This is a genomic window from Nocardia huaxiensis (assembly GCF_013744875.1).
GTDB classification, from domain to species: domain Bacteria; phylum Actinomycetota; class Actinomycetes; order Mycobacteriales; family Mycobacteriaceae; genus Nocardia; species Nocardia huaxiensis.
The window spans coordinates 7,829,614-7,856,612 of the sequence record NZ_CP059399.1; the positions used below are offsets into that span (position 1 = coordinate 7,829,614).

General features: G+C 69.2%; 18 protein-coding genes and 1 tRNA gene. 13 read left to right on the forward strand and 6 right to left on the reverse strand.

Annotated features, from left to right (window positions below; all coding sequences use genetic code 11):
• Window positions 1-173: 173 nt before the first annotated feature.
• A complete protein-coding gene (locus H0264_RS35910) occupies window positions 174-9,515 on the reverse strand; it encodes a type I polyketide synthase (protein WP_181581644.1) in 9,342 nt (3,113 codons plus the stop codon).
• 389 nt (window positions 9,516-9,904) lie between these two features.
• On the opposite strand from H0264_RS35910, the gene H0264_RS35915 reads away from it, so the two are divergent.
• Window positions 9,905-9,986: transfer RNA gene (locus H0264_RS35915), tRNA-Leu, on the forward strand.
• A 124-nt stretch (window positions 9,987-10,110) separates the two neighbouring features.
• Here the strand turns inward: H0264_RS35915 and H0264_RS35920 are convergent.
• From H0264_RS35920 to H0264_RS35930, 3 genes are all read right to left on the reverse strand, one after another.
• A complete protein-coding gene (locus tag H0264_RS35920) occupies window positions 10,111-10,908 on the reverse strand; it encodes a hypothetical protein (RefSeq protein WP_181581645.1) in 798 nt (265 codons plus the stop codon).
• 10 nt (window positions 10,909-10,918) lie between these two features.
• On the reverse strand, window positions 10,919-11,074 hold the full coding sequence (locus tag H0264_RS35925; protein WP_181581646.1) for a hypothetical protein: 156 nt from the start codon (window positions 11,072-11,074) through the stop codon (window positions 10,919-10,921).
• Window positions 11,075-11,378: 304 nt separating this feature from the next.
• Window positions 11,379-12,635, reverse strand: a complete 1,257-nt coding sequence (locus tag H0264_RS35930; protein WP_181581647.1) for a PucR family transcriptional regulator — start codon at window positions 12,633-12,635, stop codon at window positions 11,379-11,381.
• 334 nt (window positions 12,636-12,969) lie between these two features.
• On the opposite strand from H0264_RS35930, the gene H0264_RS35935 reads away from it, so the two are divergent.
• The 11 genes from H0264_RS35935 (at window position 12,970) to H0264_RS35985 (ending at window position 24,280) form a co-directional block, all read left to right on the forward strand.
• Complete coding sequence (locus tag H0264_RS35935; protein WP_231087266.1) at window positions 12,970-13,776, forward strand: MlaE family ABC transporter permease; 807 nt, start codon at window positions 12,970-12,972, stop codon at window positions 13,774-13,776.
• Window positions 13,776-14,642, forward strand: coding sequence for an ABC transporter permease (locus tag H0264_RS35940; RefSeq protein WP_181581648.1), 867 nt, complete (start codon window positions 13,776-13,778; stop codon window positions 14,640-14,642). Before H0264_RS35935 ends, H0264_RS35940 begins: the two co-directional genes overlap by 1 nt.
• A 4-nt stretch (window positions 14,643-14,646) precedes the next feature.
• Window positions 14,647-15,684, forward strand: coding sequence for an MlaD family protein (locus H0264_RS35945; RefSeq protein WP_181581649.1), 1,038 nt, complete (start codon window positions 14,647-14,649; stop codon window positions 15,682-15,684).
• Entirely contained in the window at window positions 15,681-16,688 is a 1,008-nt protein-coding gene (locus tag H0264_RS35950; protein WP_181581650.1) for an MCE family protein, read from the forward strand. Before H0264_RS35945 ends, H0264_RS35950 begins: the two co-directional genes overlap by 4 nt.
• Window positions 16,676-17,740, forward strand: a complete 1,065-nt coding sequence (locus H0264_RS35955) for an MlaD family protein (RefSeq protein WP_181581651.1) — start codon at window positions 16,676-16,678, stop codon at window positions 17,738-17,740. The genes H0264_RS35950 and H0264_RS35955 overlap by 13 nt, the downstream gene beginning before the upstream one ends.
• Window positions 17,740-18,843, forward strand: coding sequence for an MlaD family protein (locus H0264_RS35960; protein WP_181581652.1), 1,104 nt, complete (start codon window positions 17,740-17,742; stop codon window positions 18,841-18,843). Before H0264_RS35955 ends, H0264_RS35960 begins: the two co-directional genes overlap by 1 nt.
• Window positions 18,844-18,932: 89 nt before the next feature.
• Complete coding sequence (locus tag H0264_RS35965; protein WP_231084336.1) at window positions 18,933-19,964, forward strand: MlaD family protein; 1,032 nt, start codon at window positions 18,933-18,935, stop codon at window positions 19,962-19,964.
• Window positions 19,961-20,920 carry an MlaD family protein gene (locus H0264_RS35970; protein WP_181581654.1) on the forward strand — a complete coding sequence of 320 codons (960 nt, stop codon included), beginning with the start codon at window positions 19,961-19,963 and terminating at the stop codon, window positions 20,918-20,920. The genes H0264_RS35965 and H0264_RS35970 overlap by 4 nt, the downstream gene beginning before the upstream one ends.
• An 11-nt stretch (window positions 20,921-20,931) precedes the next feature.
• Window positions 20,932-21,612, forward strand: a complete 681-nt coding sequence (locus H0264_RS35975; RefSeq protein WP_231084335.1) for a hypothetical protein — start codon at window positions 20,932-20,934, stop codon at window positions 21,610-21,612.
• Window positions 21,609-22,958 carry a DUF445 domain-containing protein gene (locus tag H0264_RS35980; RefSeq protein ID WP_181581655.1) on the forward strand — a complete coding sequence of 450 codons (1,350 nt, stop codon included), beginning with the start codon at window positions 21,609-21,611 and terminating at the stop codon, window positions 22,956-22,958. Before H0264_RS35975 ends, H0264_RS35980 begins: the two co-directional genes overlap by 4 nt.
• A 38-nt stretch (window positions 22,959-22,996) precedes the next feature.
• Window positions 22,997-24,280, forward strand: a complete 1,284-nt coding sequence (locus H0264_RS35985) for a lipase family protein (RefSeq protein WP_181581656.1) — start codon at window positions 22,997-22,999, stop codon at window positions 24,278-24,280.
• A 56-nt stretch (window positions 24,281-24,336) separates the two neighbouring features.
• On the opposite strand, the gene H0264_RS35990 is transcribed toward H0264_RS35985, so the two are convergent.
• Window positions 24,337-24,501 (reverse strand): hypothetical protein, encoded by a 165-nt coding sequence (locus tag H0264_RS35990; RefSeq protein WP_181581657.1) that lies wholly within the window; start codon window positions 24,499-24,501, stop codon window positions 24,337-24,339.
• Between the two features lie 260 nt (window positions 24,502-24,761).
• Here H0264_RS35990 and H0264_RS35995 point away from each other — a divergent pair, with 260 nt between their 5' ends.
• A complete protein-coding gene (locus H0264_RS35995; protein WP_181581658.1) occupies window positions 24,762-25,790 on the forward strand; it encodes an AraC family transcriptional regulator in 1,029 nt (342 codons plus the stop codon).
• Here H0264_RS35995 and H0264_RS36000 read toward each other — a convergent pair.
• Window positions 25,738-26,997, reverse strand: coding sequence for a threonine/serine exporter family protein (locus H0264_RS36000; RefSeq protein ID WP_181581659.1), 1,260 nt, complete (start codon window positions 26,995-26,997; stop codon window positions 25,738-25,740). The genes H0264_RS35995 and H0264_RS36000 overlap by 53 nt on opposite strands.
• Window positions 26,998-26,999 lie beyond the last annotated feature (2 nt).

Consider the following 26,999-nt stretch of genomic DNA (forward strand, 5'->3'; position numbering starts at 1 on the left):
CCTCGATTGCTGTGTCGTGCTGTCGTTGGGCGCAACTTACCAGCGGAGGCTACGGTTCCGTAGCCTCCACCAACTCTCGGAGGCTCTCAGGGGCTTCGCCCCCGAACCCCACAACGAACAGCGCCCGCCGCGCACCAGCGCGGCGGGCGCTTTCCACCCGGTGAGCAGGGGGCTCAGCTGCAGGCCGGACCCTTCGGAACCGCCACGTACGCTTCGCCGTTCAGCCGCGCGGCCGGCGAGAGCAGCATGTCGGCCTCGAGCTGGCGGACCTTCTTGGCGGGCGTGCCGTCGCCGCCGAGGCGGCGGTCGGCCGGGCGCTCGTAGAGCGGGGCGCCGCCGCACATGGCCTCGGTCATGCGCTGCCGACCGGCGAGCTGACGCTCTTCGGCGCGGCGCTGGTACGCCTCCCGCTTGTCGGCGTCCGTGATGGCCTCCACGAAAGCCTGCGGGTGCACGACGGCGAGCAGGCCCGACACGTGGCCGAAGCCGAGCGAGGTGACCAGACCGGCCTTGAGCGGGAAGCGATCTCCCAGTTCCAGCTTCTCGCGCAGCCACACCAGGTGCGGGTAGGCGAGCATCTTCTCGTCCACGCAGTCGAGGCTGCGGTTGGGCGGGATGACACCCGACTCGAGCACCTGGCACAGGCCGATGAGCTGGAAGGCCGCCGCACCGCCCTTGGCGTGACCGGTGAGGGTCTTCTGCGAGATGACGAACAGCGGAGCGCCTGCCGAGCGGCCGATGGCCGTGGCGAGCCGCTCGTGCAGCTCGGACTCGTTGGGATCGTTTGCCGCCGTGGAGGTGTCGTGCTTGGACACCACCGCGATCTCGTCGGGCGCGACGCCCAGCTTGCGAAGTTCCTTGGCCAGCAGGGACTCCGGGCCACCGCGGCCCGCGCCGAGAGCGCCCAGGCCGGGGGCCGGGATGGAGGTGTGCACGCCGTCGGCGAAGGACTGCGCGTACGCCACCACGCCCAGCACCGGCAGACCCATCTCCAGCGCGACCGAACCGCGGGCGAGCAGAACCGTTCCGCCGCCCTGCGATTCGACGAAGCCGCCGCGGCGACGGTCGTTGGCGCGGGAGAAGTAGCGGTCGCTGATGCCCTTGGCGGCCATGGTGGCCGAGTCGGCGGTGGCGGACATGTCGCCGAAGCCGACGATGCCCTCGATGCCCAGATCGTCGTAACCACCGGCGACCACGAGATCGGCCTTGCCGAGCCGGATCTTGTCCACGCCCTCCTCGACGGAGACCGCCGCGGTGGCGCAGGCCGCCACCGGGTGGATCATGCCGCCGTAGGAGCCGACGTAGCTCTGCACCACATGCGCCAGAGCGACATTCGGCAGCGCCTCCTGCAGGATGTCGTTCGCCCGCGGCTCACCGAGCAGGTTGTCGATGTACAGCGAGCGCATGGACGACATGCCGCCCATGCCGGTGCCCTGGGTGTTGGCCACCATGGCCGGGTGCACCCAGCTCATGAGTTCGGCGGGGCTGAAGCCGGAGGACAGGAACGCGTCCACGGTGCAGACGATGTTCCACAGCGCCACCCGGTCGATGGAGCCGGCCATATCGGCGGAGATGCCCCACTTGGTGGGATCCCAGCCGGTGGGGATCTGGCCGCCCACGAACCGCGACAGCTTGGCCTTGCGCGGAATGCGAATCTCGGTGCCCGCCTTGCGCGTCACCTGCCAGTCGCTGCCGCCGTCGACCGGGGTGATGACGGTCTGCTCCGGGTTGGCGGCGTGGAAGGCGCGGGCCTCGGCCTCGCTGTTCACCACGAAGGTCAGATCCTTGTCGAGGAAGACCGAGGTGAGCAGCGGGGCGGTGTTGTCGATCATGGCGCCGTCGTCGCCGTAGCGGCGCACGCCGCAGCGCTCGACCACGGTGTCGTGGTAGCGGTCCGCGACCTCGGATTCGTCGACGTACTCACCGGATTCGGCGTCGTACCAGCCGGGCTTGGGGTCGTTCTCCCAGGTGATCAGGCCGGTGGTCCAGGCCAGTTCCACCACACCCGCGGCGGAGAGCTGGTCTTCGACCTCCATCTCGAAGCGGGTGCGCGCGGAACCGTAGGGGCCGAGCTCGCCCGCGCCGACGATGACGACCATGTCGTCGAGATCGGCTGTGACCGAACCCCATTCGGGGGTGGGCAGCTTGGAGGACAGGGTCGGCGGGGCGGGCAGGGCGGCAATCATATTGCCGTCCTCGGCCTTCGCCTCGGCGGCCTCGGCCGCTTCGGCTTCGGCATGCGCGTCCTTGGCCAGCGCCGCGAGATCCAGCTTGGCTCCGGCCAATCCGCCGGTCAGGTCGATCTGCTGCGGCCCCTGCGCGGTGACGGTGCGGGCGCGCTCGGTGCACCACTTGAGCAGTTCGTCGGCCATCTGGTGGGTGGACCAGGTCTGCACCCCGGCCTTCTCGACGGCGTCGACGATCGGATCGTTGTGGCCCATGAGCCCGGTGCCGCGCACCCAGCCGATGAGCGCGTGCACCAGGGTGACCCGTTGTGCCCACGACTTCTCGGCCCGCCACTTGGCGACCACGGCGTCGAGGGCGGCCTTGGACTCGCCGTAGGCGCCGTCACCGCCGAACATGCCGCGGTTGGGCGAACCCGGCAGCACCACATGCAGTTTCGCGTCGACATCGTGGTCGGCGCCCAGCTTGGACAGGCCGCCGATGAGGCGCTCCACCGACCACAGCAGGACCCGCATCTCCATTTCGGCGCGGGCGCCGGCGTCGGCGAGGTCACCGGCCACGCGGGGCGCGGCGAACGGCAGCAGCAGCGTCGGGGTCATCGCCTCCTTGACGAGAACCTTTGCGCCACCGGCATTGTCGACCTGCTCGTTGCCGACCCAGTCGATGACGGCGTCGATATCGGTGTAGGAGGCCATGTTCGCGGGGATCACCCACAGGGCCGCGCCGTGGCGGGCGTTCTCGCGGTACAGCTGCTTGTAGAAGCCCAGGCGGGTGTCGTCCAGCTTGGAGGTGGTGACGACCACGGTCGCACCGCCCGCGAGCAGGCGTCCGGCGGCGGCCGCCGCGATGGAACCCTTGCTGGCGCCGGTGATCACGGCGATCTCCGAGGACCAGGTGCCGGGCTCTTCGTTCGACAGCGCGGCCTCGGCGATGCGGCCGTAGTATCCGGCCAGCACCGAGCGGGCCTCGTGCTTGGCGCGCTCACGCCACCAGTTGGCCTGCTGCGCAACGGCTTCACCCGCGCCGAGGTAGCCCTCGACGGACGGTTCGACCGGCAGCGAGCCGTCGTTGCCCAGCCACAGCCGCGCGAGATCCTCACGGGCGGAGGCCCACCGGTCGTCGATGAGGACGGCCTTGCGGGCGTCGAAGACGGGCGCGACGAGTCGCGGCCAGTCCGTGCCCAATTCGGCGGAGACCAGATCGATGAGGGTGTCGTCGGTGGCCTCCGGCGCGGAGACCTCGTCCACGTGGCCGAGCGATTCCAGGATCACCCGGGCGGCCTGCGCGAGCACGCCGTCGCGGCCGGTGATCTGCTCGGTGAACTCGCCCAGCGCGGCGGCGTCGACGGTGGCCCCGCCACCGCCACCGGCGGACGGCATGGAGACCGCGATGCCCCGGCGCGCGGCGACCGCCTGCACGGCGGTGTCGATGGCATTGTCCACGGCCGCACCGTCGTTCAGGCCGCCGGAGACGAGCCCGCCCAGATCCCCGCCGCGCACGGAGGCGCCTTCGCGGGTGCCGAGCGAGACCTCGGCGGTGACGTGGCTGGCCCAGCCGTCGCCCAGGCCCCAGACCTTCTTGACGCGTTCGGCGATGGCGGCGGGCCGCTTGCCGGACGGGCCGAACACCTTGCGCAGGTGGTCGCCGATGGCGTCGGAGAGCACCGAGCCGAACGGCTTGTAGGTGCGGGCGAGACGGTCGACAGTGCCTGCGAGAGCGCCCATGTCGGCGTCGGCGGCGCCGTCGATGGCGCCCAGCGAGAGTTCCGCGCCGAGGTCCACCAGCAGCTGGTTGCGGCGCGAGGAGACGCCGTCACACAGGCCCTCGATGGTGTCCACCGGGCCGATCTGGTCCAGGCGCAGCTTGGTCCACAGCGCGATGAGCACGCGGGTGGCGTCGGCGGCCACGAACGCGATGTCGTCGGGGCGCGGGCCGCCGGCGGGCGCGGCCGGAGCGGCGGCGGGCGCGGCGGCAGCGGCCGGAGCCGTTGCGGCGGAAGCGGTCTCGGCCGGGGTCTCCTCGGGCTCCTCCACCGGCGCGGGGTCGGTGTCGGTGGAGTAGACGATGCCGGCTTCGCGCTCGATGTTCAGGACCTCCACCGTGGTGGTGGCGAACAGCGGCAGCTTCAGCGTGTTGGAGGCCAGGTTGGCGACGGTCGGCGTTGCGGCCAAACCGATTTCGACGAACCGCTCCACGCCCAGGCCGCCGTGCTCGACGTCGGTGAACAGCAGGTCCTGGGTTTCGATCCAGCGCACCGGGCTGGCGAACTGCCAGGCCAGCAGCTCGACCAGCACCACGCGGCACAGTTCGACCTGGTCGGCGGCGCGCTCGTCCCAGTTCGCGAGCACCTCGGCCAGCGGCTCGGACGGCACGAGATCGGCGATCTCCTGGACGAATTCGCGTTCCAGATTGAACGGCCGGGGCACCAGGTTCGGGATGTAGCGGCCGATGAGCAGGCTCGGGTCCAGATCCTCGGGCAGGAGTTCGAGCAGCTTGTTGCGGAATTCCGGCACGCCGGCGCGCAGCACCGTCGAGTGGAAGGGCACGTCGATGCCCGGGATGAGCACGAAGGCGCGCTTGCCGCCGGTTTCGGCGCGGCGGCGCTCGATTTCGGCTTCCAGGACCTCGAGGCCCTTGACCGTGCCCGCGATGGCGTACTGCGAGCCGCGCAGGTTCAGGTTCACGACCTCGAGGAACTCGCCGGCCTTGGCGCCGACGGTGGCGACGAAGTCCACCACCGCGGAGTCGGGCACGCCGATCTGCGAGGGGCGGATGGCGGCCATCCGATAGTTGCTGCGGCCCTGGGCATCCCGGGGCACCAGCTCGTGCATGGCCGAGCCGCGCTGGAACACCACCTCGAGCACGGCGGGCAGCGGCAGCACCCCGGCGACGGCCGACAGCGCGTTGTACTCACCGACGGAATGCCCCGCGAGCATGGCTCCTTCGATGAAGGCGCCCGCCTCGCGCAGCTCCGCGACCTGGGCCACGCCGAGGGTCGCCATGGCGACCTGGGTGAACTGGGTCAGGTGCAGCACGCCCATCGGGTGGCGGTATTCCACGCCGCGGGCCTTGAGGTAGGTCGGGTTGTCGCGCACCACAGCGAGAATCGAGAAGCCGAGGACTTCGCGGGTGTGCTTGTCGGCGGCGTCCCAGGCTTCCTTGGCGGCCTTGGACCGGGTGCGGGCGTCCAGGCCCATCCCCTTGGCCTGAATGCCCTGTCCCGGGAAGGCGTAGACGGTCTTGGGCGGGGCGACGCGGCCGGTGCCGGTCATCACCAGGTCGCCGTCGATGCGGCAGGAGACCTCGACGATCTCCTTGCCCTGATCCACGGCCACCCGCTCGACGCGCACATCGATCTGCGCGCCGGGGCGGACCATGCCGAGGAAGCGGGTGGTCCACGCGGTCAGGGTGCGCGGCGGCACCTTGTCGTCGGCGTCGATGGCGGACACGGCGTGCTGTGCGGCGGCCGACAGCCACATGCCGTGCACGATCGGGTTGCCGAGTCCGGCCAGCTTGGCGGCATTGTCGGAGGTGTGGATGGGATTGTGGTCGCCCGACACCTGCGCGAAGGCGGCCATGGCGCGCGGCGCGGTGAGGGTGACATCGCGGCGGCGGCGACGCGGGGTGTCCTTGGCATTCTCGGACAGCGTGCCGCCGGCGCGCGGCGGATCGGTCAGCTCGTGCTCGCCGGTGCGGCCGCGAATGGCGAAACGCTCGGTGAGGGTGGCGATGACGGGCATGGACATGCCGGTTTCCGGCTTGTCGAGCATGCCGGAGACCTTGACGCGGACCTCGACGACGCGGCCCAGATCGGTGTCGAGGGTCTCGCCCGCTTCGGCGCGGACGGCGAGCACGCTCGCGCCGTCGGGCAGTTCGCCGACCAGCTCGATCCGATGATCGAGGTGGACCAGATCCAGCATGCCCTCGATGACGCTCGCGCCCGAGTCGGTGCGGGCCGCGCCCAGGACCGCGAAAACGGCGGGCCAGCAAGCACCCACGAGCACGTCGGGCACGGTGCGGCCCATGGTGGACAGCGTGGCGGGCAGACCGGAACCGGTGACGCCGGCGTGATCGGCGATGAGGTCCGGGCTCCACGCGACATTGAAGTGCGCGACCTTCGCGCCGTCGACGACCTTCACCTCGGGCAGCTGCTGCCCGGCGGCGACGGCCAGCAGCGCCGACATGGCGGTCTCGGCGTCGGCCTCGGTGATGACGGGCGCGCCGCCGTTGTAGACCGAGACGGGGACGGTGATGCGAATCCGCACAGCGTCTTTGCCGAGCAGCGGGACCGTCAATTCCACGTAGGCGTGGTCGGTTTCGGGGCCCTCGGTGGCGCTGAGGGTCGCGCCGGTGCGCGGGTGCTGGGCGCCCTTGCCGTTCATGACCCACTCGTCCACATTGCCGAGGCGGTGGATCGGGTTGACGGTGGTGCGGCCGGCCCACTCGACATCCGGTGCGGCGAGCACGATGTCGAGGGCGCCACCGGCGACCTCGGCGCGGCGGCGGCCGTCCACGGCGGCCGGGACGACGCCCGCACGCACCAGCGAGTAGGCGGCGTCCTGCTCGAAGCGGTCGAGGAGTTCACCGACCGGCTCGTCCACGCGGGTGATGCCGGCGACGGCCACGGTGCCCGGGATGATGCACACCTGGTCGGCCGAGTAGCGCGGATCGTGCGCCTGCCACAGCGAATCCGAACGCCACCAGCGGCGCACGTCCTGATCCACCACGGGCACGAAGTTGACCGGCTTGCCGGGGGTCTTGCACAGCGACACGAAGAACGGGACGTCGGCCGGGTGCAGCACGGTGGTGGCGGCGACCGGGTAGCGCTCCTTCAGCGTGCACAGGGCGCGCACCGGCTCCTCGAACGCGGCGTCGTCGGCGAAGAGGGTGGCGATCTCGCCGCGGTCGGCCTCGTTGAGGCGGGATTCGGTGCGGCGCACCATTTCCGCGAAGCGATCGCGCCAGGTGATGTCGAGCCACACCGAGCGGGTGGCGTCGGCGATGGCGTCGGAGAAGTCGCCGCCGCAGTCGAAGTCCTTGGCGCGGTCCAGGCCGACGGCCAGCTCGACGTAGCGTTCCAGCCACTCGACGTAGGTCATGGTGGCGACATCGCCGAAGTAGGGCTTGGCGGTGCCGTTGAGCGCCTTGATGATCTCGGCGCGGCGCTCGGCCACGGCGTCGGCGTCACCGGCGACCTCGTCCAGCAGGCGGCCGGTGCGCGAGGCGGCATTGTCGATCTCGTGGATGTCGGCGCCCAGCTGCGAACGGCCGGAAGCCATTCCGCCGGAGGCGGTGCCCGCGCCGACCCAGTCCGGGGTGCCGGGGGTGTCGACGAGCAGCTGCTTCACCTCGGGGGCGGTGGTGGCCTCCAGGGTGGCCATGGCGGCCGTGCCGACGAGCACGCCGTCCAGCGGCATGGCCGGGTAGCCGTGCTGCTGCGCCCAAGCGCCGGTGAGGTATTCGGTGGCGCGCTCGGGCGTGCCGATGCCGCCGCCGACGCAGACGATCACATTGTCGCGGTTGCGCAGTTCGGCATAGGTGTCGAGCAGCAGGTCGTCGAGGTCTTCCCAGGAGTGGTGACCGCCGGCCTTGCCGCCCTCGATGTGCATGATGACCGGGTAGCCCGGCACCGCGTCGGCGATGCGGAGCACGGCGCGGATCTGCGCCACGGTGCCCGGCTTGAACGCCACATGGGTGATGCCGACCTCGGACAGTTCCTCGATGAGGGCCACGGCCTCGTCGAGCTCCGGAATGCCGGCGGTGACGATGACGCCGTCGAACGGCGCGCCCGCGGTCCGGGCCTTCTGCACCAGGCGCTTTCCGCCCAGCTGCAGCTTCCACAGGTACGGGTCCAGGAACAGCGAGTTGAACTGCACCGCGCGACCCGGGTGCAGCAGCTTCTTCAGCTCCTCCACGCGGTCGGCGAAGATCTGCTCGGTGACCTGGCCGCCACCGGCCAGCTCGGCCCAGTGGCCCGCGTTGGCCGCGGCGGCAACGATTTTCGCGTCCACGGTGGTGGGGGTCATGCCCGCCAGCAGGATCGGGGACCGGCCGGTGAGGCGCGTGAACGCGGTCTCGACCACGATGCGGCCATTGGGCAGGCGGACCGGCTTGGGCGCGAATTCGGCCCAGGCGGGGGCGACTTCGGGCGCCGCGCCCGGGGTGAACAGGCTGCGCTGGCCCGGGCGGGTGGAGGCGGCCAGCACGCCCACCCCGGTGCCCTTCAGCGAGCCCGCGGTGAGACGGGTGAGCAGATCGCCGGGGCCGAGGTCCAGAATCCACTGCGCGCCACCGGCAACCGTCTCGTCGACGATGGTGACCCAGTCGATCGGATCGACCAGCACCTCCTGCGTGAGGGACGCCGCCAGTTCGGCATCCAGCCCGCACTGCTGCGCCCAGCCGCGCACCAGCTCGACCGTCTCGCCCAGCGCGGGGTGATGGAAGGCGACCTCGACCGGAATGTCCTCGAACACCGGCGCGAAGACCGAACCGCCGCGCTTCTTGGCGTCGCGGTCCTTGGCCTGCTCCTCGTGGATCTCGGTGCAGCGCTGGCGGACTCGATCCAGCTGGCTCACCGGGCCGGACAGCACCGCGCGGCGACGGCCGTTGCGGATGGAGACCACCGCGGCCTTCTCCGGCTCGACGCCCTGGGAGACCTGCTCCACCACGGCGCGCAACTGCTCGGGGTCGATATTGGAGACCGCGACCATGGGCGCGCGGTCACCGATCGGCATGAGGCCGCGACGGCGCGCCACCAGTCCGGCGGCCGCGCCGATCAACTGCGCGACGGCCAGCAGCTCGGCGTCACGCTGTCCGTGTGCCTGCGCGGCGGTGGCGGCGATGCGCCCCTGCGAGTGCCCGATGACGGCGGCCGGCGCCTGCGCGACGATGTCGAGCCCCTGTAGCCGCAGCGCCCGCAGCGCGGCGATCTGAGTCAGGAACACGCCCGGCATGGAGACCGCGGCCGAACGCAACACCTGCGCAGACGGCGCGGCCGACACCTCCCCCTGCTCGGTATCGGTGATCTCGTCCTCGAGCATCCAGGCGATGGGGTCGAAGCCGACCGGCCGCACCACCAGCAGCTGCGCGGCAACGGGTTCCAGCTTCTCGGCGGCCTCGTTGACGATGGCCGTCAGCTCCGGTTCGAGCGCGGAATCGCGCCCGATCTCCTCGAGCTCGGTGAGCCACGCGGCCCCCTGCCCGCCGAAGGCGAGGGCGTACGGCGCGCCCGCCAGCAACCGATCCAGCAGCGATGCCCGGACCCCTCCGTCTTGCTTCTTCCCCGCCAGCTTGCCCTTCGCTCCGGTCCCGGTGCTCTCGTTGATCGTCAAGACGTTCGACTTCCTTCTCCTGGCGACCCGCCCCCACAGGACTGGGCCGCGCTCACGGTGCGCAGGTGTTCCTCCGGCCAACTGGCCCTGGTGAAGGCCGAGTATTGCGGAAAATCATGAGGATCTCCTCATGTTTGGTAACCATCCCGTGCGCTACCGCCGAGTATTTCTGCACGCTAGTACCAGAACCTTCAGAAACATGAGCCTCTCTCATGTTCGAACCCACTGGTGAGCCCGGTTACACCGGTGTAGGAAATATGAGGCCCCCTCACATCTCGCTTTATCAAATCGTTATAATCCCAGGTAGGGTTACCGACCAGTACGCCACACCCGCCCGGTGCTTCGCGATCGTCATTTCACCCGGTAAAGTTTGGACGGTCGTACCATCAGCGCGAGTGGCGAAATTGGCAGACGCGCCAGATTTAGGTTCTGGTGTCCACGGACGTGGGGGTTCAAGTCCCCCCTCGCGCACAACCGGGATCACCCCCGATCCCTCCCCCGCCACCTCGGCGAATCCCCCACCGGCCCCACCCGTTTCAGATCACCAGCAATCGCCCGGCGATCAGAGTTCGGCGTGACCGCTCCATCCCCCGTGCTACACCCGGATATCGGTGAGGCAGTAGCCCTCCGAGGCGACCGCCAAGAGGAAGGTCACGGGCTGGGTGACGTTCGAGGAATTGGTCACCGGGACGGTTACCTCGGCGGTGCCGAGATCGGTTCGGGTAGCGGTCGGGGCGGCGAATGCGGTTGTGCCGGTGAGTCTTCCCGGGTTGTTCGCCAGCACGGAACCAGGGCAGACGAGCGGGTAGGCGCCTTCGGTGTCGGCGGGGTTCACCGGCTTGCCGATGAAGCGGGACAGGTAGCGGTGGACGGCGTAGGCGGCGTCGGCTTCGTTGTAGTTCATGGCCGAGCCGGTGGGGGCCACGCGGGGACAGGCGTAGCCGGAGGCGATTTCGGTGCGTTTCACGCTCACCGTCACGGCCGGGCCTTTCCAGAGGACCGCGAATTGGCCGTCGATGCCGGGTTCGGCGACGGCCGCCAGGATGGCGTCCTCGTCGGCGTACATGGCGCGGGCGTTGCCGGGCTCGATGGTCCAGCATTTGCGCACCAGGGTGTCGAGGTCGCCGGCGAGGAGGTCGGCCACCCAGGGGCGCAGGGCTGCCGCAGCGGCGGGGTTGCCGGGGACCTCGCCCACCGGGGCGGTCGCGGCCGGGGTGGTGGTGCGGTCGATCGTCGAACTCGGCTGGGGTGCGGTGGATGTCAGCGCCCGGGATGGGTTCGGCGTCACGGTGGTGTGACCGGCGTGCTGGTCGCTGCCGCCGCATGCCGTCAGCACCGAACACACGACGATCGCGGCCGCGCCCCACACCACGCCTGCTCCGCTCTTGGCCATGGGACCGACCCTAGCCCGTTCGGCGAGCCGTCGGGCTGAGGTCGAGGGCGGCGATGGCGGGGCCGACGGTCACGAGTGGACGGTCGGCGAACATTTCGATCGGCAGACCGTAGCGGGCCCGGAGCAGATGCGCGGATTCGTGCGGGGAGCAGCAGGATTCGAACATCTGGACCTCCGGGGCGCGCGAGGATGCGGGTACCCGGCGCCGAGGGGTCGCCCGGACACGACAGACTCGAGGACGGAGGGGTCTGCCCATACCTGGTCGGGGCGGCCCTGTGGGGGGCGGCGTCACGATTGGCGCCGGGTACGGAAAGTAGTGTGCGCCAGCGAGTTTGCCGACACGGTGACGTCTGGATGGCGTTCGGATGACCGGGCGTAAAGCTGTCTTGCCTATGCGCGTGGGGATGGCGGTGAGATGCCTCTCCGAGCTCGACTGCCCGGGGGGAGACCGCGGGCCGGTCGGATCGGTCTCACACGGCGTCACCGGATTCCGGGGCCTCGGGCGCGGGGTAGAGGCGGTGGACGGTCAGGGCCGCGGCGAGCAGGCGGGATTCATTGGGGTCGCTCGGGTCGAGGCCGGTGAGTTCGGCGATGCGGCGCAGGCGGTAGCTGAAGGTGTTGGGGTGCACGTGAATTGCGACGGCGGCGGATCTGCGGTCGGAGCCGTGGCGGATGTGCGCGTCCAGGGTTTCGATCAGATAGGGGAACTGCAGCAGCGGGGTGATGCGCTCGGAGAGGCGGTCGCGGGCGGAGCCGGGGCGGGTGAGCTGGTATTCCAGGAGTAGGTCGTCGAGGCGGTAGACGCCGGAGGGGCGACCGAGCAGGCGGGCCAGTTCGGCCAGGTCGGTGGTCTCCTGCGCGATCTGCGGGAGCCGCTGCCGGTCGATGCCGTGGCATTCGGCGACGCAGACGTCCACGCCGAACAGTTCGGAGAGGGCGGACACCAGACGTTCGAGGGCGCTGTCGCGGCCCGGGTCCTCTGGGTGGGAACGGTTGGGCAGCAACGCTGTTCCGGTCGAGCCGTCGAAGGTGTTGAGGGTGGTCGTCCCGGCGATCATGTCCACGGCGTGCTGGAACTGCCGGATACGGCGGCGGGCGACGATGGTGCCGGCCGGCCCGTCCAGGGATTCGGTCCGCAACTGGAAGGCCAGCACGTCGTACCGCTCCTCGAGCGCGATATCCGCGCGGGCGGCCAGCTCCTCGGCGGGCGCTCCGCGCAGCAGCGCGGTGCACAGTGCGCGCCTCGCCTCCCGTTCGATGGTGTAGATGGACTGCTCGACGTCGGAGTGCACCTCGGAGGTGGTGATCGTGATGTGTCCCAGCACCTCCAGCAGCCGGTCGCCGAATTCCACGATCTGCGGCAGTTCGTGGGGCTCCGCCGTCGCGGTGACCTGAGCCCAGAGATAGCGCACGGAGCTGAACAGCGCGGCAATGAGCGCAGTCATCGGAATGCGGTCTTCGGCATGCGATTCCACCACCGGGGTGATGAACTCCGCGACCTCGTCAGTGGAGAACGCGCGTCGCTCGGTGATAGCTCCGAGAATGGCCAGGGCGCCGCCCAGCAGGGCGGGCACGACGTCGGCGAAGTGATCCTCGGGCAGCTCCTCGCCGCCGGGAACCGCGCGGATCGCCGCCGCCATCACCTCGTCGGCGAGGTCCGGCAGCCGGTCCACGAAGCGGGCGAGCACCGTCGAATCCGGACCCAGCGAAGTTACGGGATCGAGCATTCGCCGATTGTGGCCAACCACAGTTCTGTGTGCCCAGCGTTTGGTGTCGACTATGAGACATCCCACCTCATCGCGTCCGCGGCGGGGCGCGCAGTGGTCACCCCATATCTTTAGCTTTGTTAAAAGAATGTCTCCCGCAACCAAAGCGGGCGCTGTTCTTCTCCTCTGCGTGCAGTGACACAGGCGTCGCGCCACCCCTAGATTCGGACAGCGGTCCTCTTCGTATGGCGGGGGTCACAGGGGCGGCAATGGAGGGACAGCAGGGTTGGCCGACATCGACGGCAGTGTGCGGGAATTGGCGGCCCCCACCACTCTCCGAAGCGAACCGAGCCACTTGCGCATCGTTCGCGACAACGTTGCCGATACGGCGCTGTCGGCGCTGCGGACCTTCGGACGGGCCGTCGATCTGGGGGTGGAAGCGGGGACGGGCGCGGTCACCGATCTCGTGCGCCGCGAATTCCAGTGGCGCGAAACCCTTTTGCAGGCGTGGCGGCTGATCACGGTCACCGCGGTGCCCGCAATTCTGATGGCCATCCCGTTCGGTGTGATCGTGTCGGTGCAGGTCGGCAATCTCATCCACACGCTCGGCGCGGATTCGCTGCTGGGCGCGGCGGGCGGGCTGGGCGTGATCAAGCAGGGTGCGCCCATGGCCACCGGCTTCCTGCTGGGCGGCGCGGGGGCCTCGGCCATCGCGGCCGATCTCGGGGCGCGCACCATTCGCGAGGAAATCGACGCGCTGCACACCATGGGCATCAATCCCGTTCACCGTCTGGTGATTCCGCGAGTGGTGGCGATGATCGCGGTCGCCCCGCTGCTGAATCTGCTCATCATCTTCGTGGGTGTGCTGGCGGGCTACATCTCCTCGATCACCGGACAGCATGTGACCCCGGGCAGCTACTGGTCCACCTTCGGATCCTTCGTGACCGTGGCCGACGTGTGGGTGTCGCTGGGCAAGGCGGTGGTCTTCGGACTGCTGGTGGTGGTGATCGCCTGTCAGCGCGGGCTGGAGGCGCGCGGCGGGCCGCGCGGGGTGGCCGACGGCGTGAACGCGGCGGTGGTGCTGTCGGTGGTGTCGATCGTGCTGGTGAATCTGGTGATCACGCAGATCGTGGCCATGTTCCTGCCGACGAGGCTGGCCTGATGACCGCGACTCCTTACTCCCCCAAGCATTTCGGCCGTCTGCTGGTGAAGCTGCGGACCGAGGGCGGGCCGCTGCGCCCGGTCGAGTCGTTCGGGTTCGTGCTGCGGTTCCTGTGGCAGGCCCTGAGCTCGATTCCGCTGACGCTCACCAGGTATCGCGCCGAAACCATGCGCGCCATCACGAATATGACGTGGGGCCGCGGCTCGGTCATCGTGGGCGGCGGCACCGTGCCCATGATGATCGTGCTCGGCCTGGCCATGGGCGCGTCGGTCGCGGTGGAATCCTTTGCGACACTGGACATGCTGGGCATGGGACCGGTCACCGGCATCGTGTCCGCGTATGCCACGACGCGTGAGCTCGCACCCATCGCGGCCGCCGTAGGCTTCGCCGCGCAGGCGGGTTGCCGCATGACCGCCGAGATCGGGTCCATGCGCATCTCCGAGGAGATCGACGCTCTCGAATCCCTTGGGCTGCGGTCGGTTCCGTTCGTGGTCACCACTCGCGTGCTGGCGGGCGTGGTGGCCATCGTGCCGACCTTCCTGATCGCGCTGATCCTGTCCTACGCGGCCTGCCGGGGTGTGATCACCCTGGTGCACGGCCAGTCCGGCGGGGTCTACGACCACTATTTCTTCCAGTTCGTCTCCGGCTTCGACGTGATCGCCGCGGTGATCAAGGTGACCATCTTCTCCGCCGCGGTGATCCTGATCCATTGCTACTACGGGTTTTTCGCCGCGGGCGGACCGGAGGGCGTCGGCATCGCCTCGGGTCGCGCGGTGCGCGCGAGTTTCGTGGCGGTGATCGTGCTGGATATGGTGATCAGCATCGCGGCCTGGGGATTCAACTCGGCGATCAGTTTCACGGGGTAGGCGGATGTCGAAGTATGTGATGCCGGGGGTGCCCACCGGCCCGAAGCGATCCATCACCGTGGGAGCGGCGGCGCTGGCGCTGACCGTCCTGGTGCTGCTGGGGTGGACGGTGCGCGCGCAGACCCGCACCGAGACCGGATTGCCCATCACCCTGCACACCGAGCGCATCGGTGACGGCGTGCTGACGGGAACGCAGGTGCGGCTCAATGGAGTTCAGGTCGGCGAGGTCACCGCGATCACGCCCGCGGACAATGGCACACAGCTGATCGAGCTGCGCCTGGATCAGGATCAGCTGGCCGGGTTGGACGACAGCCTGCGCATCGACTACGCCCCGGCGAATCTGTTCGGCATCAGCGAGATCGTGCTGCGCCGCGGGGCGGGCGGGTCACCGCTGCGCGCGGGCAGCGAGGTCGACCTGACCGGGCTTCGAGCGAACGGCGTGTACGACGCCACGCTGTCGGGGCTGCTGCGTTCGCTGGCCGGGGTGAGCAATGATGTTCTCACCCCGCAGCTTTCGACGGTGCTGGGCCAGCTGGCGGCCGACTTCCACGCCTTCACCCCTTTCCTGCAAACGGTGGTCATGCTGGCGCGCACGGTCGCCGAGCGGCAGCAGGTCGCGCCGTCGGAACTGCTGGGGCAGTACGGGTCCGCGCTCGAGGGCGGCGCGCAGTTCGTCGACTCGACGCTGCGGGTGATCGATCAGGTCAGCGGCATCGAGGTGCTGCGCACCGATCGCGAGCAGTTCGACGCCACCGTGGCGGTGATCGTCGACAAATTGTTCCCGACCCTGTCGGCCACGCTCTTCCATGCGGGCGACAACTTCTCCGGCTACACCGACATGCTCGCGCCCCTGCTGCGTGTGCTGGCCCAAATGGTTCCCGCCCCACAGCAATCCAGCGCCGAACTGCGCGCGCTGCTCGACCGCGTCCGCACCGCCATGCCGGACACTCCCGCAGGCCCGGTGCTGAATCTGGATATCGATCTGCGGGGCGTGCCGGCCGTCGCGGTGCCCTTGCTGGGTGCGGCGGGAGGTGCGCGATGACCTCGGTGAGCAAGGCGGCCTGGCGGCTGGGCCTGTTCGCGGCCGCCATGGTGGGGGTGCTGCTGCTGGTGGTGATGGCCATCAAGCGGCCGGTGGCGGGTGCCACCGAGGCGCATTACGCGCTGTTCACCGATGCCAACGGTCTCAAGACCGGGGACGACGTGCGCATGTACGGCGTTCAGGTGGGCAAGGTCGAGGAGATCGAGCTGGACGGCACGGTCGCGAAGGTGCGGTTCACCGTGCGCACGGATTCGCCGGTGTACGAGAACAGCACCCTGGCCATCCGCTACCAGAACCTGACCGGCCAGCGGTATGTGGACGTCCAGCAGCAGCCGAACCCGACCGCGCGGGTGGCGGCGGAGTCGACCATCGGTCTCGCCCACACGATTCCGTCGTTCGATGTGACCACGCTCTACAACGGATTGAAGCCGGTGCTGGCGACGCTGTCCCCGGAAGCCCTGAACCGCTTCTCGCAGAACATGATCGCGGTGATCGAGGGCAATGGCACCGGCATCGGCCCGGCGCTGGACTCGATCGGTGAGCTGAGCACCTATGTCACCGACCGGCAGCAGGTCATCACCACGCTGGTGCGCAATATGTCGGAGATCGCCGATCGCATCGGCGGCAAGTCGCCGCAGCTGGTCACCCTGCTCACCAAGATCGCGGACGTGTTCGCGGCGCTGCAGATCAAGGTGAACGGCCTGATCGACTTCGCCCTCACCGCGCCCCCGGTGCTGGAGCCGGTCGACAGCCTGCTCGCCACCCTGGGCCTCACCACCCCGGACAACCCGGACGCCGACGCGCTCATTCGCGCGGTGTTCCCGAACCCGCAGGACGCGGTGGACGCGCTGAGCCGGCTGCCCGGCCTGCTGTCCGCCCTCGCCGCCGCCCTGCCCGCGACCGGCGCTTCGCCGATCGCGGTGTGCAGCAAGGGAGCCGCCGAGGTGCCGGGTCCCCTGGGCGTGCTCATCGCCGGACAGAAGGTCTCGATATGCAACGGATAGCCGCACAGGCGCGGCCGGGCGCACCCCGCGGGCGCTCGTACATGGCGGACGAGAAGACCCGGCGGCGCCGGGAACTGCGGATCGGCGTGATCGGCGCGGCGGTCGTGGTGGCGGCGCTGGCCGCCGCGGCGGTGCTGTACGCGGTGCCGTTCGGAAAGACCACCTACACAGCGGAATTGGCCGAGGCGCAGTCGGTGAAGACCGGCGACGACGTGCGCATCGCGGGGATCTCGGTCGGCGCGGTGCAATCGCTGGAGCTGAAGTCCGATCGCGTGGTCATGAAGTTCACCGTCGACTCGGACGTATTCCTGGGCAGCGAAACAACTTTGGACGTGCGCATGCTCACCGTGGTGGGCGGGCACTATGTCGCCATCCAGCCCGCGGGCACGACTCCCTTGGGCCACAGCGTGATTCCCGCCGATCGGGTCCGCCTGCCCTACAGCCTCGTGCAGGCGTTCCAGGACGCCGCCGCCCCGCTTGCGGCCGTGGACGGCGACACCCTGCGCGGCAGTCTCGACAGCCTGGCGACCTCGATCGAGTCCAGCCCGGACGGCATGCGCGAAATCCTGGATGGCGTAGAGCATTTCATCGACGTCATGAACAAGCAGCGCTCCGACGTCTCGGCCGCCATCGCCATCGCCGATGAGTACCTCAATGGCGTGGAGGCGGCCAAGGGCGAACTGCGCCGCCTGATCGACCGCATCAACCTGCTCGAAACCGTGCTGTCCGGCAAGCGCACCGAGGTGCGGGAGGCGGTACGGGTGCTGCGGCTGGTGGTGTCACGGCTGGCAGCCCTGCAACCCTCGTGGGAGAGCACCTTGAAGCCGCTCGCCGAGCAGTTGGCCGCGGCCGCGCCGGAGCTGGAGAACCTCGGCGAGAAGCTCGGTCCCGTCATCGATTCCGTACAGGGGCTCACCCGGCAGCTGACAGACGCGGCGCTGCCCGACGGCGGGGTCACGATCGATCAGTCGGGGGAAACCGTCACCGCCGCACCGGGTTTGCAACCCGCCGCGCTGACGCTGTGCGTGCCCCTGCCCGGAAAGGCGTGCTGATGTTGCGACGCCTGCTCGGATCGCGCGGGTTCGTCTCGATCGCGGGGGCGGTGCTGGTCGGCGTGCTGGCCGTGGCAGCCTATGTGGTCGCGGCCGATCCGCTGCGCCGGACCGAAACCTATTGCGCCCTCATGCCCGACAGCATCGGCCTGTACACCGGCAATGACGTGACCATGCGCGGCATCACCGTCGGGCACGTGACTTCGGTTCGGCCGCAGGGCAAGACGGTGCGGGTGGAGTTCGAGGTGGAGGCCGCGCATCCGGTGCTCGCCGACGCCTCGGCCACCACGGTCTCCGATTCGGTGGTGGCCGATCGGGAGCTCGCGGTGCTCACCGGCGGCAAGACGACGGCCACCTGGGATCGGTCGCAATGCATTACGAAGACGCTGACCCCGAAGAGCCTGAGCCAGACCCTCACCGCGCTGGCCAAGCTCAGCCGGGAGGTTCTCGGCCCCGACCAGGCGCGCACGGATTCGCTCGGCCGCGCGCTCACCGCGCTGAACTCCGCGACCGACGGCACCGGGCCACAGATCAATGCCATTATCAACAAGCTCGGCAGCGCGCTGAACTCGCCGGATGCCGCCATCGGGCATCTGGCGGGCGTGGTGGACGCGCTGTCGTCGCTGTCGGTGAGCGTGTCCGAGCACTGGGGTGACATCAAGTCCATGCTGGTGCGGTTCGCGCCGGCGCTGGATCAGGTGAACAACGAGCTGTTCAGCCAGACGGTCGAGATCATCGACGGCTTCCAGCGGGTGCTGCCGATGCTCAATGACATCACCACGCTGTTCGGTGATCCGATCTTCGCGGTGCTGGACGCCACCGTGCCGCTGGTGCGGTTCATTCAGGCGAATGTGGGTTCGCTGCAGGACATTATCGCCAGGATGCCGCTGCTGGCCTCGGCGTTCACCACCGTGGTGAATCCGGCCACCGGGGTGGCCGGGGTGACGTACGCGCCGCCGCGGGTGGCCGTGCCCGCGGAGCAGGCCACGCAGTTGTGCGCGGCCGTGAACGCCGTCGCCCCCGGCCGGTGCGCGGGCGCCGGCGACGGCATGGCCGATCTCCAACTCGTTCAGCTGGTGCTGGGAATCGCGGGGGCGCAATGACACAGAATACTGTGCGGACTCCACAGATCCCGTCTGCCCGAAACCCGTTGTGGTGCCGTCTGTCTCGGCGTACGCGCGCGGCGGCCGGGGTGGCGCTCACGGCCTTGCTGCTGACCGCGGGCTGCGCGTTCGACCCGGCCACTGTGCCGGTCCCCGGCGCCGGGGTGGACGGCCCGACCTATCGCATCCACATCGAGTTCGCCAATGCGCTGAACCTGCCCGCCAAGGCCCGCGTGGTCGCCAATGGCGCCGAAGTGGGCAGTGTGGCAAAGGTTTCCGTGGTCGATGCCAAGCGGACGGGCGGCTCCGGCGGCTATGTGAGCGTCGACGCCGATATCCAGCAGGGCGTGCGGCTGCCGGTGTCCACGGTGGCGGAACTGCGCCAGGACACCGTGCTCGGCGATATCCACATCGCGCTCATGACCCCGCCGGGCGGGTTCGGCAGCACGCTGACCGCTGATTCCACCATTCCGCTGCAGCAGACCAAGGCTCCCCTGCAGATCGAGGACGCCATGGCGGGCATGGCCACCTTCGTGCAGGGTGGGGCGATCGGGCAGTTCCAGGACATCATCAATCAGCTGAATGCCGTGCTGCCCGCCGATCCCGCTGAGACGGCGCGCATTTCGGCGGTGCTGGGTGCGAATGCGGTGGATCTGGCGCAGCACATGCAGCAGGTCGACGTATTCCTGAACAGCCTGGTGGCGACCTCCAGCGCCCTGCACGAGCAGCCGAATCTGAGCGACATGCTCACCGCCGACGCGGTCGCGCACACCTCGGCGGCGGTGGCCTCGATCGTCGATGTGGTCGGCGTGCTGGGTGGGCTCGGCGGGGTGGCGCATTCGCTGGTCTGGCTTGCGCCGCTGGCGAATTCGGGTGATGCGGCGGCCAAGGCGTTCGTGCCGCTGGCCTTCACGGCCCGCCCGCTGGACCTGAACGCACCGTCGAATCTGAAGGCGCTGGTGGAACTGATCCGCGACAAGATCATCCCGTTCGTCGAGCGCGGGCCGAAGGTGAATCTCACCCGAGTCACGCTGTCCGGCAACGACACCGACGTGGTCTCCACCGACGATCAGGTGGACAGCATCGTCGCGACCCTGCGCATGATCGGAGCGGTCCGATGAAACTCGGTTCACTGCTGTCCCTCGGCTCCATTGCCGCCATCTCGATTCTGGGCTCGGCCTACCTGACCGTCGGCGTGGTCCGCACGGACGGGTTCACCGAGTACACGAATGCGACCATGCTGCTCACCGATTCGGCCGGCCTGGGCGCGGGATCGCGGGTGCTGCTCACCGGCGTCGAGGTCGGCGAGATCACCTCGGTCCGCAATACCGCCGGCGGCGTGGAGGTGGCGCTGCGCTTCGACAGCGAATTCGAGGTTCCCGCAGACAGTCTCGTCACCATCGAGAACCTGTCCGCGCTCGGGGAACCGTATGTGGAATTCACGCCGAACACCGACGGCGGCCCGTATCTGCGTGACGGCCAGCGCATCGACACCGCCGCCGTCACACCGCCCATGTCCATCTCGGAGGTCTCGCGCTTGGTGAATCAGGTGCTGACACAACTGGATCCGGAGGCCATCAGCGGATTCGTCGACACCTTCGGCACCGCGCTGCACGGCACCGACGCGGTGATTCCGGGCCTGGCGCGTTCCACCGATCTGCTGGCGGCCACCCTGGCAAGCCGGGATCCGAAGATCGGCGCGATGCTCACCGACCTGCAATCCATTGTCCCGGACATGAATTGGTCCGGCCCGGCCATGGCCGCGGGGGCTCCCGCCTTCATCGAGTTCGGACAGCGCGTGGACGAGATCGCGCAGGCCATCGGCCGCTTGGTCGCCACCGGTGATACGCCCGCCATGTACATGGAGGGCAATGGCCTGATCCCGTTCCTGGCCAAGCTCACCGCCTGGATCGACACCGCCGGTCCCGGATTGCAGGAGCTCGCGCCCGTGCTCCAGCCGCTCGTGGAATCCGCGACGGCGTCCGCGCCGCGCATCGACCTCAGTGCGCTGATCTCCCAGGCCCTCAATGGAATCGGCGACGACGGAGCGGTCCGCTTGCGGATCACCGTGAAGTAAGGAGTGCTCTCATGCCAAGTTCCGACCTGCTCGAGAAAGTCACGGAGGCGACTCCGGAAGGCGCCGGAGCGCCGTCGAAGGACAGCGCCGAAGTGAAAGACAGTGCCGAGGTGAAAGACAGCGCCGACGTGAAAGACAGCGCCGAGGTGAAAGACAGAGCGGCACAGCTGAAGTCGGCGACCGTCTCGATCCGGGTATCGACCATCGCCGCCGTGGCCGCCGTCGTGGTGCTGGTGGTTGTGGCCGGTGCCGCCCTCACCGCGTGGCTGTCGGCGCGTGGCGATCTTCGCGACTACCAGGCGCGGGCCGCCGACGAGCAGCACGCCGAACAGGTCGCCAGCGACTACGCCGTGGGCGCGTCGAATATCGACTACCGCGATGCCGATGCCTGGCTGGCGCGCCTCAAGGCGGGCACGTCCACCCAGCTGGCCGCCAAATTCGAGGCCACCGCACCGAAATTGCAGGAACTGCTGCTGCCCTTGCAGTGGACCTCTACCGCTGCCCCCATCGCCGCCACCGTGACCCAGGAGTCCGGCGGCGTCTACACCGTCAATGTCTTCGTGAACGTGTCCTCGACGAACGCGCAGACCAGCACCGGCGGCCAGACCACCGTCACCTACACCGTGACCGTGGACCGGAATTCGGACTGGAAGATCACCGATGTCGGCGGCTTCGCGCTGCCGGTCAAATGAACACCGCCGCCGGGGTCGTCGACTGGGAGGAGCTGACCGGCCAGTCGAAATTCGTGGTCGAGCTGATCAGCTTCCCGATCTTCAGCGCCATCGCCGGACTGCTCACCAACTGGACCGGCGTACTGATGTTGTTCGCGCCGGTGCACTTTCGCGGTTATCGCATTCCCGGGCTGAGCATCCTGTACCCGTATCTGCCGCGCCGCGTGCAGATTCTGCCCATCTATTCCGGCGACGGGAAGCGGCTCGGCTTCCAGGGTTTCATTCCGGCGCGCGCGGAGAAGATGGCCAGCCTGTGCGTGGATATGACGATCATGCGAATCGGCAGCCCACGCGATTTCATTCACGAACTGGACCTGGACGGCGTCGCCGACTACCTCACTGAACTCGCCCGCGACCGGATCGAGCCGATGGTCGACGAGGTCATGCTGGCCGAGCATCCGGACCTGTGGCGCAATCTGCCGCGGCCGATGCGTCAGCTCGTCTATGACAATGTGGCGCAGGGGCTTCCGGCCGCCACCCGGCGCGCCTTCGACACCCTGGGCGACGCCGTCGACCAGCTCATCGACGTCAAAGGTTTCGTCATCCGCTATCTCGACAGTGATCCGAGCATTCTGCGGCGGGTCATCGAGGACGTGGCGGCGCCGGAGTTGCGGTTCATGACCCGGGTCGGCCTGCTCGGCGCGCCGTTCGGACTGCTGCTGGCGCTGTATATGCATGTGCACCACAGCATTCCGCTCCTCGGAGCCGTGCCCGCCTGGCTGGTCATCCTGCTGGCGGCGGCGCTGATCGGCGTGGTCGTGAACGTGATCGCCGTGAAGATGGTCTTCGAACCCGGTGAGCCGCAACCGCGTTACCGCTACCTGTGGGGGCAGGCGCTGCTGGCGCGGCGGCAGGCGGAGGCCGCCACCGACTTCGCGAACGTGCTCGCCTACGAGGTGCTGACGCTGCCGAACCTGGCCCACGAGATCCTGGAGGGACCGCACGGCGACCGGACCCGCGCGCTGCTCGAGCGCATTATCTCCGACGAGATCCACCGCCAGCTCGGCCCGGCCACCGGTATCGTGCGCGCCGCCTTCGGCCGCGAGCGTTTCGACAATCTGAAATCGGGCGCGGTCACCGCCGCGGTGAGCCTCACCCCGAGCCTGGTCGAGGACGAGGAGTTCGCGAAGGCGCAGGCCAAGAAGATCGGCGAATTCGCGGGCCGCAAACTGCGCTCGCTGAGCCCCGGCGAATTCATGGAGATGTTCTACGCATCGATCGAACAGGATGCCTGGCTCATCTACCTGCACGGGGCGGTGCTGGGGCTGGCCGTCGGCGCGGCCCATCTGCTGCTGTTCGGCGCATGACCGGGCGCGCGCCGCGCGCACAACGCGAAAGGAAGACAATGAGCGTCAACGCCGACGTCTACGAATTCGGACCGTTTCGCGAAGCGCGGGAATTCGTGAGCACCCCGGTTCCGCTGCGACCCGAAGCCGACCCGTTCTATCGCGCGCCCGCCGATATCGTGCGCTTCCCAGCCGGGGCGATCATCCGGTTCCGCAAGGTCGAGGCGGCGCTGTTCGGCCGGCTCCGGCTGCGGGCCCAGGCGTGGCAGTTGCTCTACCGCACCGTGGATCTGCACGGTGCGGCCGAGGCGTCGGTGACCACGGTGCTGCTGCCGCGCGGGGCCACCCCCGCACAGTCGCGGCCGCTGCTGTCGTTCCAGTGCGCGATCGACGCGGTGAGCGCGAAATGCCTTCCGTCCTATGCGCTGCGGCACGGCGCGCGGGCGGGCGGCTCGGTGCCCTCGTGCGAAATGCTGCTGATCATGGGCGCGCTCGCGCACGGCTGGGCGGTGTCGGTGCCCGATCACGTCGGCCTGGACGGCCGCTTCGTGGCGGCGCGCGAGCCCGCGTACCGCATTCTGGACGCGTTGCGCGCCGCGCGGAGTTTCGAGCCTGTGGGGCAGGTCGAGCAGATCGGCCTGTGGGGTTACTCCGGCGGCGGGGTCGCCACCTCCTGGGCCGCGGAACTCGCGCACGAGTACGCTCCGGAGCTGCCCCTCGTGGGCGCGGTGGCGGGCTCGCCGGTCGGCGATCCGGAACTGGTGTTCGCCCGGGTGAACGGTTCCTTCTTCAGCGGCCTCACCGCGCTCGCGCTGTCCGGCCTGCGGCGCGCGTATCCGGAGGTCGACGCGATCGTCCGGGCCAATGTCGACGCCGAGGGCCTGGCATTCCTCGCCAAAGCCGAAGCGAGCTCGACCATTCCGTTCGTCGCCCGCGCACGGGGCAGGAATCTGGATCGCCACTGTCGGGGCAGCAGCCTCGCGGAGCTCATCGCGATGCCGGATGTCCGTGCGGTCTTCGATGACATCCGGCCCGGTACCCGCGCCCCCGCCATGCCGCTGCTGATCATGCAGAGCGTGCGCGATCAGATCATCCCGGTCGAGGGTGTGGACGGCCAGGTGGACCGCTATCTCGCGGACGGGGCGCGGGTGCGGTACCTGCGCGACCGCCTCAGCGAGCATCTGTCGCTGGCGGTCTTCAGCGCCCCGGTCGCACTGGACTGGCTGTCGGATCGATTCGCCGGGCTACCCGCCCCCGAAGGCACGGAAACACTTTGGTCCGTGGCCTTTTCGCGGCAGGCGGGCCGGGGTCTGCGGCGCTGGGCCGGCCGGATCCGGCGCTGATCATCGGCTCGGTCGACGGAAACAGCCCCCGATCATGCGATGGCCTGCGCGTGAAATCAGGTGTGCGCGCAGGTCCCGGACTCGAGGCGGGGCAGTTCCTGGGTGGGGGCGTCGATTTCCCGGTGCAGCTGCTCGAGAAAGGCGTCGAGACTGCCGTAGCGGGCCGAGATCTCGGCCCACAACCGCAGAGCGCCGCCGGGCGCGGTGGTTGCCGTGGTCATGGTGAGTTGCAGCCTAGGGCCTGCGCGGGGCGCGTCCGGCGCAGTCCGGGGCCATGTTTCTGCGGATTTCGGCCACGGGGCCATCCGCCGCCGCGCGAGCCGACACACCGGCGCGACTCGCGTGTTAGCTATTAAGTTGCCAACTTGCCCACCGGGACCGAATCCGATGCGCGATCATATGCAGCATGTCCGCCGATTCATGGTGTGTGCGTTCGATTCACAGCGCCGCATCGCTCGTGGAGTTCGCCGGTAGCCGGGCTGTGACCAGACGCGCGACCCTCGCGGGAACCGGGCTCAGCGAGGCGGATATCGAGGATCCGGAGAAGGAGATCGATCTCGCGCAGGAGTTCCGGATCATCGGCAATATTCTCGCCGCGGTCGGGGACGAACCGGGTTTGGGTTTGCTGGCGGGTTTTTCGGTGCGACTGCCCATGCTCGGCACCCTCGGCATCGCCATGAGCAGCTGCTCGACGGTCCGTGAGATGAGCGAACTGTGGGCCCGCTATGTCGATCTGTCCTACGCCTACAACCGATTCACCCTCACCGACGCCGACCACCGGGTCCTGGTGACCCTCGACACCGAGGCGGTGCCCGCACCCCTGCGCCGCTTCGCTCTCGAACGGGATCTGGCGGCACTGCGCACCATTCAGCGGGATCTGCTGAATTGGGATGTGCCGGTGCGGCGTCTGGAGCTGACACTGCCCTACGCGCCGGTCTACGAGGCCGTCGGCGTGCTGCTCGGCGTCTCACATATCGAGTACGGCAGGCCCGCCAACACCCTCGTGCTGGATGCCGCCGAACTGGAACGCCCCATGCCGCAGGCGAACTCGATCCTGCGCAAGCAGTACGAGCAACTGTGCGCGGACATCGTCGAACGCCGCCGCGCCCGCGCCGGCCTGTCCGGCCAGGTCCGCACCCTGCTGCTGCGGCACGGCGGTTCGGCCGATCAACCGGCCATCGCCGCCGACCTGCACATGAGCGTGCGCACACTGCGCCGCCGCCTGCAGGAGGAGGGCACCACCTTCCGCGAACTGGCCTGTGAGACAACGGGAATCCTGGCCGAGGAACTGCTGGCCGCGGGCTTCACCGTCGACACGGTGGCCACCCGGCTCGGATACACCAGCGTGTCGGCGTTCGCGACGGCGTTCCGGGACTGGAAGGGCCAGACCCCCGGCCAGTTCGCGCGCGCGAATCAGGCGCCGCACCGCAGCCCGCCGACCCGCAGGCCGGGCGGCGCTACCGCCGCCGCAGCAGCGGCGCCGGATCCGGACGGCCGTAGCGTTCGGTGATCGTGGCGGGCAGCAGGGTGAAGGCGGTCAGCATGCCGAGGGCGATCGCGACGATCAGGATGAACATGCCGCCGACATCCTCCACACCCTGCACCGTGCCGCCGGCGAGCACCTCCAGCCCGCGCAGTCCGTGCGCGCCGGGCGTGAGCACGAAGAACGGGGCCAGGTAGAGCACGTACGCGGGCGGCAGGCTGGGACGGTGCCCGAGCATCAGGCAGGCCGCCGCCATCAGAGCCGCCGCGACGAAAGTGCCCGCCACATCCGAGAACAACCGCACCGCCACCAGCTGCACCGCGTAGGTCCCCAGCACCATTCCCAGCACCCACGGGAAGTCCGAGCGCTTCATACCGAAGACCAGCAGGACGCCGACGGTGAAGATCGACCACCCGATCCAGCCGGACCACGGCCCCAGTGTCGGCGCGACCACGCTGTCGTAGATCTCGCCGCGATCCACCCGCAGCAGGGCGGCGGCCAGCAGCGGCCCGAACGCCAGCGCGCCCAGCGTGGCCATCGCCTGCACCAGGCGGGCGGCGCCGGCGGTGAGCCGTCCCACCGCGATCTCGATGACCGACATGGTGATCGAGTCGCCGGGGATGAACACGAACAGCACCGGAATCATCAATTCGACGGTGCCGCCGTGCACCCAGCCGCGCTCGGCGGCCGCCAGCACGACGACCGCGACCAGCGTGGACGATGCCAGCGGGGCGAGCCAGGCAGCGCGATCATTGCGCTCGGTCCCGACCTTGATCAATCCGACCAGGATGCCCAGCAGCCCGGTCACCCAGATCTCCTGCCAGGTCGGCTGAATCGAGATCCCGAACCCCACCGAGAACAGCACCACCCCGGCCACCCGCGCCCACGGTTTGTACGGCTGCGGCATGGCGGCGATGTCCTCCAGCCGGTGCCGCGCCCGCGTGAACGACAGCTCCCCCGCCAGCACCTCGGTCAGCCACGGTTTGAACGCGCTCACCTGATCGAGCTGCGGAATATCCGGCGTATTCGTGACAACCCTTGTTGCCCCGTCGATTTCGATGAACGCCGATTCCGCGATCACCGACACGTCGGCCCGGTACCCGTACGCGGCCGCCACCCCGCACAGGCACCGATCCAGCCCGAGCGTGCCCTCGAACCCACCGGCCAGCAGCAACTGCGCCAGCCGGGTGGTCAGATCGAGCACCTCGTTCGCGGAGGGATGCGCATCGTTCATGC